Source organism: Streptomyces amritsarensis (assembly GCF_001953875.1).
GTDB classification, from domain to species: domain Bacteria; phylum Actinomycetota; class Actinomycetes; order Streptomycetales; family Streptomycetaceae; genus Streptomyces; species Streptomyces amritsarensis.
Genome location: NZ_MQUR01000047.1, coordinates 1 through 15373 on the forward strand (window position 1 = coordinate 1; position 15373 = coordinate 15373).

Here is a 15373-nt window from a genome sequence, read left to right on the forward strand (position 1 = left end):
CCCGCCGGCCGCAGTGGGGTGTCTGCGGCCGGCGGACGTCTTCTCGGCCCTGCCGTGCGCTGCCGTGCGCTGCCTCGCCCTGCCGTGCCGGCTACGCGGCGTCCGTCATGCGGGCGAACACGACCACGTTGCTGTCGTAGTAGTGCTTCTTCGGGTCGAAGTCCCCGCCGCAGGTGACCAGGCGCAGGCCCGCGTGGTCGAGGTTCTTGTAGACCTCCAGCGTGGGGAACTCGGCCTTCGGGTACTCACCGACCCGGTCCACCGTGAACGTGACCGTCTTGCCGTCCTTGCGCGTCACCTTGATGGTGTCACCGCCCTTCATCGTCTTCAGCTTCTCGAACACGGCTGATGCTCCGTTCCACGTCACGTGCCCTGCGATCACGGCCGGTCCCTGGGAGCCGGGTGTCGGCCCCGGCTCGTACCAGCCCGCGAGCGCGGGGTCCTTCGGGGTCTGCATGGTGCCGTCGGCGTTCTGCCGCAGCGTTTCCAGCGTGCTGGTCAGGCCCAGCGAGGGGATCGCGATCTTCTGCGGCTCCGACCGGGCCAGGGCGGGCCCGGCCTTGCCCGCGCCGCCACCCGTACCGTTCTGCGCCGCGTCCACGGGTGCCGGGGCGCCCCCGCCCGCGGGAGCCGGCGCGCCGGGGGCGGCGGCGTCCGGTGCCCCCGCCTGCCCGGCCTGCCCCTGCGGGGCGGGCGGCTTCTCGGCGTTCTGGCCTCCGCATCCCGCCAGGAGGAGGGCGCCGAGGACCGCGGCCGCCAGGGGGCGTGCCCTGCGGCGACGAGGCGGCGCGGTGGACGGGCGCGGGACCGGCGCGGGAATCCGCTTCACGCGCCGCCCCCGGTGGTCTCCCGGCCGGCGCGGACGGCGACGGGGACGGCGGAGGCCCGCTTCCGGGAGAGGGCCACGGCACCGGCCGCCACCGCGAGGACGGTGATCGCGACACCGTCGCGGACCGTCACCGGCACCGACGCGCTCTGTGTGCTCTCCGGGGAGCCGCCGCCCGTCTCGATGGCTCCGACCGGGAGGGACCCGACGGCCGCGCCCTTGACCTCTCCGCAGTTGGTCGGGGCCGTGGCCTCCTGGGGCAGCTTCGGGTCGAGCTCGCTCTTGCCGGCACCCTCGAAGTCGTACTTGCGGTTCTTGTTCCGGTCGATGCCGTGCTGTACGACGTGCAGGTCCTTGATGTGCTCGACCACGTCCTGGCCGACGGTCATGGTCCGCTTGTAGGAGAGCTTGCCCTGGTTGTCGGCCTTGGGCATGCGCTCCACGGCGAGGCCGCTGGCGGGGGTGGTGTCCCCCGTCGTGGTCAGGGAGATGTTGATGTCGCCGTAGTCGTGCGTGGCTTCGGTGTTGCTGAGGATCCCGTCGCGGTTGGTGTCGTCCGTCGCGTCGGGGCACTTGAAGTCGTGCCCCTTCGTCGAACCGTGCAGGTGCTGGGCCGACGGTTGTCCGGGCACCATGCCCTCGGATTCGATCTGCACGGTCAGCTGGTTGCCGTTGAGGCTGAGCATCACCGTGCCGCGGGAACCCGACTTGTTCAGCTGCGCCAGGTCGATCTGGTACGCCTTTCCGCCCTCCGCGAGAGCTGGTCCCGAAAGACCGAGGGTCAGGAACACTGCGGTGGGTACGGCGGCGAGAACCACGTGGCGACCGGCGCGCTTGACTATCACATTCGCTCCTGTTCCGTGGATCCCCAGGACGGGAATCGCAGATCGTACGGGGTGGAAACGAGCCCCCGGTGAGGGCCTCGCTCCTTCTTCGGCGCCCCAACGCCTTTGGATGGGTGTCTTTTTGATGAGTTTCCGGCGCCCAGCGCGTCCGGCAGCCTGCCCCCGGTCATCCAGATACGTGACATCGCGTCGCCCAGGGCGGGGAATCGGGCGGCCTCGCAGAGCATCACCGAGAGCACGAGCATTCCGTGCGCGGTGGATTTCGGATCACGGTTGCGGTGCAGCCGCATGACCGCGTCGCCCAGGGGGCGGCGTCCCAGGAGGATCCCCGAACGCCGCACGCCCGCGGCCCTTTCCAGGTCCGTTCGGTGGCCGCCGAACGGCAGTTCCTGCGTTCGGCGGATGCCCGATGGGGCTGCAGCGTCCCGCACGTGGCGCACGTACGCCTCCGGCGGGGCCTGCCCGTTCTCGAAGGTGTTGCGGAATCCGATGATGCGAGGGCCTGCGCCGTACCGGCGGAGCTCCATGTGGAGCTCGATGAACACGCCTCGGAGTTGAATGCGGAGGGGGAGGTGGGGTTCATCCCCGGATGAACCGGTGGATGCACCGGTGGATTCACTCTCGGATTCATCCTCGGATGCGCCCTCGGATTCACCCCCGCCCCCCGGGCCGGCCATGCTGAAAATACCGTGAGCATCTGCGGCTCTCGACCTGATGGTCGACGTCAGGAGCCGATACTCGTCCACCGATGCGTACGCCGAGGAAAACGACACGGGTTTCAGCATGGCCGCCTGCATCAGGTGGAGGAGCCGGAACCCGGACTCCTCTTCAGTAATCTGAACGGATTCGGTTCGACCTTGCTGTACTCACGCACGCGCATACACCGCCTTCGACATATTCCGATCGCCGCCCGGGTGACGTGGTCCCCGTCGCCGGATTCGGTTTCGGTTTCGGTTCGGTCTCGACCTTTGTAGTCGTCCTGGCGGCGGCCGGGCGAATAGTTGGCCTCTGATGCCAAAAAATCAGCGCGTGGTCCCGGCGTGCGGGATGTGATCAGTGCTCCTGGGCGGCGGCCGTGGCACCGGCCGCCTGTTCGAGGACCTCCAGGACGGTGTCGCGGAACAGGGTGGTCTTGTAGCCGGTCTGCGGCAGCGGACGGCAGCGGGCCACTACGGTGGCCGCCGCCGCGGCGAGGGCTTCGGGGGTGCCCTCACGGCCGATCAGCGCGGCCTCCACCTCCGGCAGCCGCAGTGGTACGCGCGCCACCCCGCCCGCCGCGACGGCTGCGTGCGTGACGGTGGCCCCGTCGAACGCGAGCCGGGCGGTGGCCTCGACCAGGGGCCACTCGGCGTGGGCCCGGCTGGTGGCCCGGTGGCAGGCGGCGCGTTCGCCGGGAAGGGGTGCCGGCAGCCGGACCGCGGTGAGGATGCGGTACGGCGGCAGCAGGTGGTCGGCCCGGTGGAGCAGGTCCCCGTCGCCGTACAGGTCGGCGACGCTGCGCGGCTCTTCGTCGTGGATCTCGACCCGGGCGTCGTAGGTGAGCAGGGCCATCGCCAAGGTGGACGGGTGCGGGATGATGCAGCGGCCCGCTCCGCCGACCACGCCGAAGTGGTGGTCCCCCTCGCGTGCGGGGCAGCCGGCGCCCCCCTTCTGGAGGCAGCTGACGTGCGGGTTGCGGAAGTACCAACAGCGGTTGCGCTGGAGCAGGTTGCCGCCCAGCGTGCCCGCCGCACGGATCTGCGGGGTGGCCGCGGTCCCGGCCGACGCCGCGAGGGCCGGCCAGCCCGCGCGCACCTGCGGATCGGCGGCCAGCTCGGCGAGGGTGGTCAGGGCGCCGATCCGCAGCCCGCCGTCGGGCAGCGCGGCGGTCCCGTGGAGGCCGGCGGCACCGTGGATGTCGGTGAAGGGCCCGGCGGAGACGCCGCTGCGCTGCCGTGCGCCGGTGTCGGTGCCGCCGGCGCGCAGTTCCCCGCCACGCGCCCGAACGGCGTCCGCGAGGCCGGTGAGGTCGGTGGGATCGGTGCGATCGGGTTCGGGGGTCACGTACCCAGTCCTTCCAGGAGCCGGTCGGGGCGGATGGGCAGGTCGTACGGGCGCCAGCCGGTCGCGTCGTGAACGGCGTTGGCCAGGCACGCCGCGGTGGGCAGGGTGGCGATCTCGCCGAGGCCGACACCGCCGCCGGGGACGTGCTCGAAGCCCTCCTGGTGGAAGTGGACGGTGATCTCCGGGGTGTCGCCGATGCCGGGGATGCGGTAGTCCTCCAGGTTCTCGGTCAGCACCCGGCCGGTGGCCGGGTCGACGCGCCGTTCCTCGTACAGGGCGTAGCCGATGCCCTGGACGACGGCGCCCTCGCACTGGCTGCGGGCGAGCCGGTCCTCGTGGATACGGCCCGCGGCGATGCCGCTCCACACGCGCAGCGGGCGGATCCGGCCGAGCCGCGTGTCCACCTCGACCTCGGCGACCTGCACCGACCCGGTGAAGCCGCGGCCGACGGCGATACCGCCCAGGGTGAAGGGGGTGACGTAGCCGCGGCGGTCGCGGGGGCGCCGGCCGGTGACCCGCAGGCCGTGCGCCGCGTCCAGCCGGGCGGCCACGCCGGGGCCGCCGAGGGCTTCGCGCAGCCGGGCGGCGGCGTCCGCGGCGGCGGGCACCAGGGAGGGGGTGGTGCGGCTGCCGCCGGAGGTGGGGCCGTGGACGGTGTCGCTGTGGCCGATGTCGGCGCGCACCCTCGTCTCCGGCAGGCCGAGGGCGGCGGCGACGGCCCGGCGCAGCACGGTCCGCGAGCCCGTGCCCATGTCCTGGACCGCGCAGCGGGCGACGACGACCCCGTCCTCGACGGTGAGCTCGACCTCGGTGACGGGGTCGAGGAAGTACAACCAGTTGGCGGCGGCGACGCCGACGCCGCGGCGGTACCGCCCGGTGCCGGCGCGGCGGCCCGTCCAGGCCGGAAGCGTGGCGGCCCAGTCGTAGAGGGCGTGCCGTTTGGGGTTCCCGTCCCATCGGCGGCGCAGGTCGATCGGGTCCTGGCCGAGCCGGTGCGCCATCTCGTCGACGGCCTGTTCCAGGGCCCAGCACAGGGTGGGGCCGCCCGGGCCGCGGAACGGGGCGCCCGGGGGCCGGTGGGTGACGGTGTCGAAGTCGCGGAGCCGGCGGGGGGCCTTGCCGTACATGAACCGGGCCAGGGCCGCGACGGAGCCGCCCACCGAGACCCCGCCGTCGCTGTCCGCGTCCATGGCCAGGGCGCTCAGGTCGCCGGAGGCGTCCGCGGCCATCGCCAGCCGGATGCGGGTGCCGGGCCGGTATCCGCCGTCGGTGAGCTCTTCGTCCCGGTCCAGGACGACGCGTACGGGGGCGCCGTGCAGCCGGGCCAGTTCGACCGCGGCGACGACGTCGGAGGTCAGGCCCATCTTGCAGCCGAAGCCGCCGCCCACGTGGACGGCCCGTGCCACCACCCGTTCCACGGGGACGTCGAAGCGCTCGGCGGCGAGTTCGGCCACGCGTTTCACCGACTGCGTGGACACCTGGATGTGGAGGGTGCCTTCGGCCCAGTGGGCGAGGCACGCGTGGGGTTCGAGCGGGGTGTGGGTCTGGGCGGCGGTGGTGAACACGCCTTCCACGACCCTCTCAGGGTTCTGCGCCAGCGCTTGCCGGATGCGGCGTACGGCAGCGGCGGGGCGTTTGCTCATGCCGGACGGACCGCGCAGGTTGCCGCGCCAGCGGGCGGGGACCAGCTGGGTGGTCTCGCCCGACCCGGGCGCCCGCTTGCGCGCCGCCTTGTCCTCGTAGACGAGCGGGCCCTCGCCGGCCCGGGCCCGGTGCACGTCGAGGGCCGCCGGCAGCACCTCGTAGTCCACGACGACGCGGGCGGCGGCCGCCCGCGCGGCGGCCCGGTCCGGTGCCGCGACGGCGGCGACCGGTTGTCCGACGTACCGGACGACGCCGTCGGGCGGCAGCAGCAGCGCCAGCGGCACGTCGCCGGCCTCGATGGACCGTACGTGCGCGTGGGCGTGCGGAGAGCGGATGATCACGCCTTCCAGCAGGCCGTCGGGGTGCAGATCGGTGGTGTAGCGGGCCGATCCGTCGGTCTTCTCGGGGGCTTCGGTGCGCGGGGTCGCCGCCTGTCTGCCGGTCGGGGCCCTGTCGTGGTCGCCTGCGCAGGCCGCGGCCACCGCCCGGAAGATGCCCTCGTAGGCGCCGCAGCGGCACAGGTGGCCCGCCAGGGCTTCGGCGATCTCTCGGCGCCCCGGCGGGGTGGTGCCGTGCTCGGCGCGCCACCGCTCGACGAAGGCGGCCGCCTCGACGACGAAGCCGGGGGTGCAGTAGCCGCACTGGAGGGCGTCCTCGGCGGCGAAGGCGCGGGCCACGGGGTGGCCCGAGAGGCCCTCCGCCGTCGTCACGCTCCGGCCGGCCAGCCGGGCCGCCGGGGTCAGGCAGGACACCCGGGGCTCGCCGTCGACCTGGATCGTGCAGGCCCCGCAGACGCCGGCCGCGCACACCAGCTTGGTGCCGGTCAGTCCCAGGCGGTCGCGCAGCACCTCCACGGCGGCCGGGTCGCCGTCCACGTCGACCGTTCGCCGGGTGCCATTGACCTCGAACTCCACGAGACGCACTCCTCTGCCGTGGGGTGGTGACCGCCGGAGCCTCACGCTCCCCGTCACGCTCCTTGATATCCCGCCCCCGGGGCGGGCGCAGTGCGGCGCTCGCCCGTTCGCGTGCGCAGGACGCCGTGCGGCGGCCCGCCGGTGCTCGTCGGCCGGGGGTCAGGGGGACGGTTCGGGGAGGGTCCCGGCGCGCAGGGCCGCGGCCGCGTGGACGGCGGCTCCGGTGGCCATGGCGTCCTCGTCGAAGACGACGCGGTCGCAGTGGCAGTCGGGGGCCGCCTCCGGTGCGCTTCCCGGCGGGCAGGCTCCGAGGAAGGCCATGGCGCCCGGCACCTGCTGGAGGACGTAGGAGAAGTCCTCGGCGCCCATGAACGGGTCGGGCAGCAGGTGGACGCGGCCCGGTCCGAGGAGCAGGGCCGCGGCGTCGTGGAGGGCCGCCGTGCGGGCGGGGTCGTTGACGACGGGCGGATAGCCCTCGGTCAGCGTGACGTCGGCGTGTGCTCCGTGGGCGGCGGCGACGTGCTGCGCGACACGGGTGATGCCGTCGCGCACCTGCTGCCGTGCGGCCGGGGTGAGGGTGCGGAAGGTGCCGTGGATCTCGGCGGTCCCGGGGATCACGTTGCCGGTGGTGCCGGCGTGGATCGAGGCGACGGTGACCACGGCCGGGTCGAAGACGTCGACGGTGCGCGTGACCATGGTCTGCAGGGCCTGGACGATCTCGCAGGCCACCGGGACGGGGTCGAGGGCCCGGTGCGGTGCCGAGGCGTGTCCGCCGCGGCCGCGTACGGCCACGTGCAGCCCGTCGGACGCGGCGAAGGTGGGTCCGGGCCGCAGGTGGAGGGTCCCGGTCGGGAAGCGGGTGGTGACGTGCAGGGCGAAGGCGGCGGTGACGCCGCTGCCGTCGGGGGTCTCCAGCACCCCGTCGTCGATCATGTGGCGGGCGCCGCCGCCGGACTCCTCCGCGGGCTGGAACATGAAGACGACGCGGCCCGCGAGCAGGTGGCGGCGGGCCGCGAGCAGCCGGGCGGCTCCGACGAGCATGGCGGTGTGCGTGTCGTGTCCGCAGGCGTGCATGGCGCCCGGTACCGAGGAGGCGAAGTCGAGGCCGGTCTCCTCGTCCATGGGCAGCGCGTCCATGTCGGCGCGCAGCAGGACCGTCGGGCCGGGCCGGGCTCCTTCGAGGCGTGCGGTGACGGAACTCAGGCGCGAGCCGGTGGCCAGGTCCAGGCCCAGCCCGTCCAGCGCCGCCAGGACGCTCTGCTGTGTGCGGGGCAGGTGGGCGCCGGTTTCGGGGTGGCGGTGGATGCTGCGGCGCAGCGCCACCATGCCGGGCAGGGCGGCGCGGGCATCGGCGAGCAGCCCTCCGAACACTTCCGGCGTCGTACCGTCGCCGGCCGGCGAAGCCACGTGCACGGCGCCTCCTTCACGAGAACGGGCATACGGGGCGCCTGCCATGGTGCCGCGCCCCGGGGCCGCCACGCCGGTGCACCGCCTCCGGCGCGCCGCAGGCGTACACCGCGTACGAGGGCCCCGGGTCGGCGCGGGGCCCTCGCGGTGTCCTGGGGGTCAGGTGTGCGCGGGGCCTTCGAGGGAGCGGAGGCGGCGGGCTTCGAGGACCGTGGCCAGGGCGTAGGCGCCGCCGCCCGCGGCCGCGAGCGACCAGGAGGGGCCGGGGGCTTCGAGGAAGAGCGCGGCGGCGGAGGCCAGGGCGAGCCAGACGCCGAGGCCGTAGTGCAGCACGTTGCGGCGTACGGCTCCTTCGGCGAGGTAGAGCAGGCCGACGACGATGCCGGATCCTGCGGGCCACAGGACGGACTGGAGTTCCGGCGCGTCGAGGACGGAGGTCAGGCCGGTGATGGCGAGGGCCAGAGCGGTGAAGGCGGCGATCCAGGCGGTGCCGAGCAGCTTGCCGGAGAGGACTTCCGGCGCGGGAGCGCCGCGTTGGGCCCGCAGCGCGGCTCTGGTGGCCAGGACGATGCCGGTCACGAGCCCGGCGCCGAGCAGCGCCGTGGGAAGCCACTCGGGCAGGCCGAGCAGGGGCGTGTCGCCGTGGGAGGCGGCGGCGGCGCCGTGGCCCAGCAGGTGGGCGAGCGCGAAGCCTGCGTAGGCCCCACGGTTGTCGACCTCGCGTGATCGGCGGGTGGCGGGGGCGCCGGTGTCGGCGCCGGTGTCGTTGTCGTCGTCGGTCGGCGGGAGGGTTGCGGTACCGGTCACGGTGTGGGTCTCCGGGGTGAGGGGTGGATGGTGGGCAGGGTGGGGGCGGGCAGCGCGTCGGCGGGGGGCCGGACGGGCGTCGCGTCGGCGCTGCGCGGTGGTTCGGACGCTCGGTCAGGGGGCGGGGGCGTGCTGCGGTGCCTCGCCCTGTGCATGAGGTGCCGCGGTCACGGGCGTGCGGGACGTCAGCAGCGGGCAGGGGGCGCGCCGACCCCGGCGGGTGAGCGGCAGGGCGAGGAGTGCGGAGGCCGCGAGGATCGCGGCGCAGACCGCGAAGGCGGTCCGGTAGCCGGCGGTGAGGGCTTCGAGGTGCGGTTGGTGGCCGGCCGCACGGGCGGTGACGGAGCCGGCCAGGGTGGCGAGGGCGGCGAGGCCGATCGCACCGCCGACCTGCCGGGTGGTGTTCACCAGTCCCCCGGCCAGCCCGGTGTCCTGTCGCGGGACGCCGTCCACGGCGAGGGCGGTGAGCTGGACGAAGGCGACGCTGAGGCCGAGGCCGACCAGGACGCTCGGGCCGAGGACGTCGACGAGGTAGGTCCCCTCGGCGGTCATCCGTGACAGCCACAGCATGCCGGCGGCCTCGGTGAGCAGGGCCGCCACCACGGTCGCGGTCGCGCCGACGCGGCGGGAGATCCGGGGTGCCGCGACGGCGCCGACCATGTTGGCGACGGCGAGGGGGAGTTGGCCCGCGCCGGTGGTCAGCGGGCTCATTCCGAGGACCTGTTGCTGGTAGAGCGGCAGGAAGAAGAAGAGTGCGATCCACACGGAACCGAGCAGTGCCATCAGCAGGTTGCCCGCGGCGACCTGCCCGGTGGCGAACAGCCGCCGTGGTATCAGGGCGTCCGTCCGGCGGCGTTCGACGACGGCGAAGACGACGAGGAGGGCTGCGGCGCCGAGGAGGGCGCCGAGCACCGCCGGATGCGTCCAGCCGAGCGCCCGTGCGCTGGTCAGTGCCCAGACCAGGCAGGTCAGGGCGAGCGTGACGGCAGCGGTCCCCAGCAGGTCGAACGTGCCGGTCCCGCGGCCGGCGGCCCGCGGGACGAGCGCCGCCACGGCGGCCAGGACCAGCACCGCTGCGACGGCGGTGATGTGGAAGACCCCGGGCCAGCCCCACGCCTGGGTGAGTACGCCGCCCAGCAGGACGCCGACCGCGCCGCCCGCGCCGGACACCGCTCCCCACACCCCCAGTGCTCTCCCCCGAGCGGGTCCGGGCGGGAACAGGTCCATCGCCAGGGCGAGCGCGGCCGGGGCGATGACCGCGGCGCCGAGGCCCTGCACGGCCCGGGCGGTGATCATCACGCCCGGGGAGGAGGCGAGTCCGGCCGCGAGCGAGGATCCCGCGAACACGGCGAGGCCGGCGATCAGTACCCGGCGGCGGCCGAGGAGGTCGGCCGCCCGGCCCCCGGAGAGGAGCAGCGCCCCGAACGCCAGGCCGTAGGCGTTGACCACCCAGGTGGTACCGCCGTCCGACAGTCCCACGCCGACGCGGATCTGCGGCAGGGCCACGTTGACGATCGAGGTGGCCAGCATGACGGTGAACTGGGCCGCGGCCAGCGCCGCGAGTGCGGGGCCCGGGCGGGGTGGGCCGGCCGGGGTGCCCTTCGTACGTCCAAGGTTCATGGCGGACAGACTCACGCCGGGCGGTGTCCACTTTCCATGCCCGGCGGGGACGTCGACTGTCCACTGCTGTCCGCACCTGTGCACTCGCCCCGACCGAGCCCCGGCCGAGCCCCGTTCCTGCTCCGGCCGAGCCCCGTTCGTGCCCCGGCCGAGCCCCGTTCGTGCCCGGGCAGCTCCGGTCGGGGGCCCGCGGCGTCGGGCCGTGGGCGCCGCAGGGCCGCCGCGGCGGTTACGGGACCCGCAGTGCGGCGAGCCGTTGTTCGAACGGCACCGTCACGAACCCGTCGGCCGGGTCCACCGACGTGATCGCCCCGGTCGGCGAACGGGGTGCGATCGCGGCGGCGGTGTCGAGGTCGAGGGCCGCGCTGCGACCGGGGACCGCTTCGGGTGCCGTGAACCGTGCCAGTTCGGCTCCCGCGCGGGCGATCCGCTGCGCCAGCCCTTCCTGTCCCCAGTCCTCCGAGGCCGCGTACACGGCGGTCGGCAGGACCAGCGCGCGCAGGTAGGTGAAGAGCGGGCGCAGGGCGTGCTCGGTGACCAGGGAGTGCCGTGCGGTTCCGCCGGTGGCGCCGAGGAGCACCGGTTTGGCGGTGAGGGAGTCCTTGTCGATCAGGTCGAAGAAGGACTTGAACAGGCCGCTGTACGAGCCGGCGAACACCGGTGTCACGGCGATGAGGCCGTCCGCGGCGGCGACGGCGTCGAGCGCGGCGGCCAGCCGGGCGGGCGGGAACCCGGTGACGAAGTGCTGGGCGATCTCGGTGGCCAGCTCCCTCAGCTCGACGACTTCGGTCTCGGCGTCCACGTGTTCCAGGGTCGCGGCCGCGAGCCGGTCGGCGAGCAGCCGTGTGGAGGACGGCGAGCTCAGTCCCGCCGATACGACGACGATTCTCATGCCTGTGCCTCCTCCTTCGGGGTCTGCTGAGCCGCGGTCGCGGCTGCGGCGACCCGGGCGGCGTGGGTCGGGGCGTCGGGCACTCCGGCCGGGCGCAGGTTCGCGAACTCCTTGCGCAGCACCGGTACGACCTCCTCGCCGAGCAGGTCGAGCTGCTCCAGGACGGTCTTCAGCGGCAGGCCCGCGTGGTCCATCAGGAACAGCTGGCGCTGGTAGTCGCCGACGTAGTCCCGGAAGGACAGGGTCCGCTCGATGACCTCCTGGGGCGATCCGACGGTGAGCGGTGTCTGGGAGGTGAACTCCTCCAGGGAGGGGCCGTGGCCGTACACCGGCGCGTTGTCGAAGTACGGCCGGAACTCGCGCACCGCATCCTGCGAGTTCTTGCGCATGAACACCTGGCCGCCGAGACCGACGACGGCCTGCTCGGGGGTGCCGTGCCCGTAGTGGGCGTAGCGCCGGCGGTAGAGGTCCACCATCTGCCGGGTGTGGGAGGCCGGTCAGAAGATGTTGTTGTGGAAGAAGCCGTCGCCGTAGTACGCGGCCTGTTCGGCGATCTCCGGGGAGCGGATGGAGCCGTGCCAGACGAAGGGCGCGACGCCGTCGAGGGGGCGGGGGGTGGAGGTGAAGGACTGCAGCGGCGTACGGAACTTGCCCTTCCAGGTGACGACGTCCTCGTCCCACAGGCGGCGCAGCAGCGCGTAGTTCTCGATGGCGAGATCGATGCCGTCGCGGATGTCCTTGCCGAACCAGGGGTAGACCGGTCCGGTGTTGCCGCGGCCCAGCATCACGTCGACGCGGCCGTCCGCGACGTGCTGGAGCATCGCGAAGTCCTCGGCGATCTTCACGGGGTCGTTCGTGGTGATCAGCGTCGTCGAGGTGGACAGGATCAGGTGCTCGGTGCGGGCGGCGATGTAGCCGAGCATCGTCGTCGGCGAGGAGGGGACGAACGGCGGGTTGTGGTGCTCGCCGGTGGCGAAGACGTCGAGGCCGACCTCCTCGGCCTTCTGCGCGATCGCGAGCATCGCCTTGATGCGCTCGTGCTCGCTGGGCGTGCGGCCGGTCGTCGGATCGGCCGTGACGTCTCCGACGGTGAAGATCCCGAACTGCATGGCTCCCCTTCCCAAGATTGTTTATGATTCAACTATACCGGCAAACGAGGGGTGCGGCGGAGGTATTCCCCGAGGGGGGCGGGGGCCGCCCGGCAAGGCGGTCCGGGCGGCGAAGCGGGCCCCGGCGGCGGTCCGGGCGGCTGCGGTCCGGGCACGGCCCGACGGCGGTCGGGGCGTGGCCCGGCCGCGGTGATCGTGCGGCGGTCGGCCGCGCCGGCGGCGGTCAGACCGGGGCGTTCCAGGCGGTCGTGAGCCCGTCCAGCCACGCGGGCGGCAGCTCGACGGCGTCCCACTCCTCGCGCAGTTCCTGCGGGGCGGCGGCGAGCCGTTCCAGGACGGCGATGCTCGTGGCGGAGTGGAGGAGCGAATAGCGGCCGTGCATGGTGATCGCGCTGCCCGGTCCGAACCCGGCGAACATCCGCTCCAGCCGGGCCCGGTGGTCCGCCGTGAACTCCGTCAGCCTCCCTGCGTACCCGGCCCGCTGCCGCGGGGTCATCGTGCCGAGGACGGCGGCCAGGACCTCGTCCGTCACCTCGGGATCCAGCTCCGACGCCGCGGTGAACGACAGGTACAGGGGGGTGACCGCCACCCGCGCCCGCTCCACCTCCATGCGCCTGGCCCGGGGGCGCTCCCCCGTCGGCCCCTGTTGCCCTTCCGCCCCGACGGCCCGCACCAGGGTCCGTTCGGCGACGGCGCCGAGCTCCTCCAGGACGGCTCGCGCGCCGTCCTGCGCCGACTCCGCCGGCCCCGCCTCCCCCGGCATGCTCCGGGCGGCGCTCAGCTCCTCGTACGCGAGAGCCAGTGCGCCCGCCTCCAGGAGCCCGATCAGTTGCCGTGCGTCGTCGTGCGGGACCCCTGCCCGCGCAAGGAGCTGCAGCAGTGTCGCCCTGGCGTTCTCGACGCTGACCTCGTCCGGCCACTGCCGCCCCCCGTCGGCCACGCTCATCAGGTCCTCCTCGTCACTCGGATCGTGCGGTGGGTGCCACGCATCGCACCCTCGACCCCGGCCGCCCCGCCGGGCGGGGCGACAGCGATCAAGGGCACCGTAGCCCTTGATCCTTCCAGACCGCCGTCAGGGCCGCAGGCCTGCTCGCCTGAGGGCGATCTCGGACAGGGTTGAGATGACCTGCTGGTCGCCGCGGCGCCAGGCGTCCGCGAGGCCGCCCGGCGGGGCGGGAACGCCGGCGAGTTCGCCCGGCGGTCCGGTGAGGGCGCGCAGAGCGAGCAGGTCGGCGCCCCCGGGAGCGTCGCGGAGGCGGAGGAGGGTGGCGCTGCGGCGGATCCAGCGCAGCCGGAGGGGGAGCCAGATCAGGAGGACGACGGCCACGGGGACGACGATCAGGCCGAGGGCGGCCAGGAACGCCACCTGGCCGACGATGTCCTGCAAGGACTGGCCGGCGTCGGCGAGCCCGCTGCCGGCGTCCGCCGCGGACCGGAACGGCGTTTTGAGGAGGTCGCCGACGAGCGGGACCCGTGAGGCCGTCTCACCGGCGTCGTCGAGGGCGGCGGCCAGGCTGTCGCCGGAGTTCTCCACCTTCCGTCCCGGTTCGGCCAGCATCATGATCGCGTCGTGGACGGCCAGGGCGAACCTCACCGCGGCGGCGATCAGGAGCAGCGCGATCAGGTCGGCGAGGATCTGGCGGTTGCGCCGTGCGGGGGTCTGGGCGTAGAGAAGCAACGGCCGCTCCTGTTCCGGTCAGGGCTTCGAGGAGTGCCGGCCGGCCCCCCGCCGGCCGCGCGCGCCTGCCGGCGGCGAGGCCCGGCCGGTCGGCTCGACCGTACGTCGCGCCCGGCCCTCCCGGCGGCGTCCACGGGCCCGGTGCCGCGGGACGATGCCGGGTTGGCGCAGCGCGGAAGCGGGCCGAGCACCTGGGCTCAGCACATGGCGTAGGCCGACAGCAGCGTGTCGGCGCGCAGGCGCAGGTCGGGGGTGAGGGGGCCGTGCACGGTCACGGAGACCTCGTCGCCGCCGACGCAGCGGGCGAGGCGGACCTCTGCGTGGCACGTTCCGCCGGGCAAGGGGTAGGTGTACCGGCCGTCGGCCTGTTCGTCGTCGGTTTCCCCGATCGCCAGGGCCACCGTCTCCCAGTCCGTGCCGTCGAAGTCGTAGCCGACGTAGTGGGACAGGAGTTCGAGAAAGGGCCGCAGGTTGCGCTCCCAGATCCATCCGCCGGCTTCTGCCATGGCTCCCCCTCGGTCCCCTCGGTGTTCAGGGGGACAGCCTGTCATCGGCCGGCGCGGGTGTCCTCCCCGGGGGGAGGGCACCGGGCGGGCGGGTGTCAGGTCAGCCAGGGCTTCCATACGTCCTCGTTGCGTTCCACCCACTTCTTCGCCGCCTGCTGCGGTGACAGCTTCTCCTCGGCGATCATGAGGGAGACCTCGTTCTGCTGGGCCTTCGTCCAGTGGAACTTCTTCAGGAAGTCGGCCGCCTCGCCGCCCGACTGTGCGAAGCGCGTGTTGAGGTACTTCTGCAGGGGTGTGTGCGGGTAGGCGCAGGCCACCTTCTCCGGGTCGTCCGCGCAGCCCTCGGTGTACTCGGGCAGCTTCACCTCGGTCATGGGGACGCGCTCGAAGAGCCACTGCGGCTCGTACCAGTACGTCAGGAAGGGCTTGCGCTCCTTGGCGAACTGCTTGATCTGGGTGATCTGGGCGGCCTCGGAGCCGGCGAAGACCACTTCGTAGTCCAGGTCCAGGTTCTTCACGAGGGCCTTGTCGTTGGTGATGTAGGACGGGGAGCCGTCCAGCAGCTGGCCCTTGCCGCGGCTTTCCGGGGTGCGCAGCCGGTCGGCGTACTTGTCGAGGTTCTTCCAGTCGGTGACGTCGGGATGGGCCTCGGCGAAGTACGTCGGGACGAACCAGCCGATGTGGCCCGTGACGCCCAGGTCCCCGCCGCGGGTGATGGTCTTCTTGCCCTCGACGTACCTCTTCTCCTGTTCGGGGTGGCCCCAGTCCTCCAGGATCGCGTCGACGCGCCCCTGGCTGAGGGCGTCCCAGGCGGGCACCTCGTCGACCTGGACGGTGTCGACGCGGTAGCCCAGCTCGTGTTCGAGGAGGTAGGCGGCGACGGCGGTGTTCGCCTGGGCGCCGACCCACGACTGGACGGAGAGGGTGACGGTCCTGGCGTCTTCCGCGGCCGCGTACGGGGAGGATTGGCGGGTCATGTCGGCGGCCCCGCATCCGGTGAGGACGGCGAGTCCGGTGGCGGCGGCCAGGACGGCCGCACCGCGGCGGCGGCGCAGCGGGCGCCGGTGGTTCGTGTCGCGCAT

The 15373-nt window shown here is 73.7% G+C and carries 13 protein-coding genes and 1 pseudogene; all 14 read right to left on the minus strand.

Annotation, left to right across the window (positions count from 1 at the left end):
• Positions 1–91: 91 nt before the first annotated feature.
• Positions 92–829, minus strand: a complete 738-nt coding sequence (locus AVW11_RS19950; RefSeq protein WP_234362352.1) for a class F sortase — start codon at positions 827–829, stop codon at positions 92–94.
• A complete protein-coding gene (locus tag AVW11_RS19955; protein ID WP_030854114.1) occupies positions 826–1671 on the minus strand; it encodes a hypothetical protein in 846 nt (281 codons plus the stop codon). Before AVW11_RS19955 ends, AVW11_RS19950 begins: the two co-directional genes overlap by 4 nt.
• Positions 1668–2216: a ribosome-inactivating family protein gene (locus AVW11_RS19960; protein WP_240528218.1), complete on the minus strand. Its 549-nt coding sequence runs from the start codon at positions 2214–2216 to the stop codon at positions 1668–1670. The genes AVW11_RS19955 and AVW11_RS19960 overlap by 4 nt, the downstream gene beginning before the upstream one ends.
• Before the next feature lie 508 nt (positions 2217–2724).
• Positions 2725–3714: an FAD binding domain-containing protein gene (locus AVW11_RS19965; protein WP_076045073.1), complete on the minus strand. Its 990-nt coding sequence runs from the start codon at positions 3712–3714 to the stop codon at positions 2725–2727.
• Positions 3711–6272, minus strand: a complete 2562-nt coding sequence (locus AVW11_RS19970) for a molybdopterin-dependent oxidoreductase (protein ID WP_060180199.1) — start codon at positions 6270–6272, stop codon at positions 3711–3713. The genes AVW11_RS19965 and AVW11_RS19970 overlap by 4 nt, the downstream gene beginning before the upstream one ends.
• A 159-nt stretch (positions 6273–6431) precedes the next feature.
• Positions 6432–7685 (minus strand): M20 metallopeptidase family protein, encoded by a 1254-nt coding sequence (locus tag AVW11_RS19975; RefSeq protein WP_225885056.1) that lies wholly within the window; start codon positions 7683–7685, stop codon positions 6432–6434.
• Between the two features lie 153 nt (positions 7686–7838).
• Complete coding sequence (locus AVW11_RS19980) at positions 7839–8486, minus strand: ABC transporter permease (RefSeq protein WP_076045075.1); 648 nt, start codon at positions 8484–8486, stop codon at positions 7839–7841.
• Positions 8487–8600: 114 nt separating this feature from the next.
• Positions 8601–10106, minus strand: a complete 1506-nt coding sequence (locus AVW11_RS19985) for an MFS transporter (RefSeq protein WP_076045077.1) — start codon at positions 10104–10106, stop codon at positions 8601–8603.
• 229 nt (positions 10107–10335) lie between these two features.
• A complete protein-coding gene (locus tag AVW11_RS19990; protein ID WP_060180196.1) occupies positions 10336–10998 on the minus strand; it encodes a CE1759 family FMN reductase in 663 nt (220 codons plus the stop codon).
• Positions 10995–12107: pseudogene (locus AVW11_RS19995) on the minus strand (LLM class flavin-dependent oxidoreductase). The gene AVW11_RS19990 and the pseudogene AVW11_RS19995 overlap by 4 nt, the downstream one beginning before the upstream one ends.
• 223 nt (positions 12108–12330) lie before the next feature.
• Positions 12331–13053: a hypothetical protein gene (locus AVW11_RS20000; protein WP_076045079.1), complete on the minus strand. Its 723-nt coding sequence runs from the start codon at positions 13051–13053 to the stop codon at positions 12331–12333.
• Positions 13054–13179: 126 nt separating this feature from the next.
• Positions 13180–13785 (minus strand): hypothetical protein, encoded by a 606-nt coding sequence (locus AVW11_RS20005; RefSeq protein ID WP_076045081.1) that lies wholly within the window; start codon positions 13783–13785, stop codon positions 13180–13182.
• Between the two features lie 197 nt (positions 13786–13982).
• Positions 13983–14291: a hypothetical protein gene (locus tag AVW11_RS20010; protein ID WP_060180192.1), complete on the minus strand. Its 309-nt coding sequence runs from the start codon at positions 14289–14291 to the stop codon at positions 13983–13985.
• Between the two features lie 95 nt (positions 14292–14386).
• Positions 14387–15373, minus strand: a complete 987-nt coding sequence (locus AVW11_RS20015) for an ABC transporter substrate-binding protein (protein ID WP_076045083.1) — start codon at positions 15371–15373, stop codon at positions 14387–14389.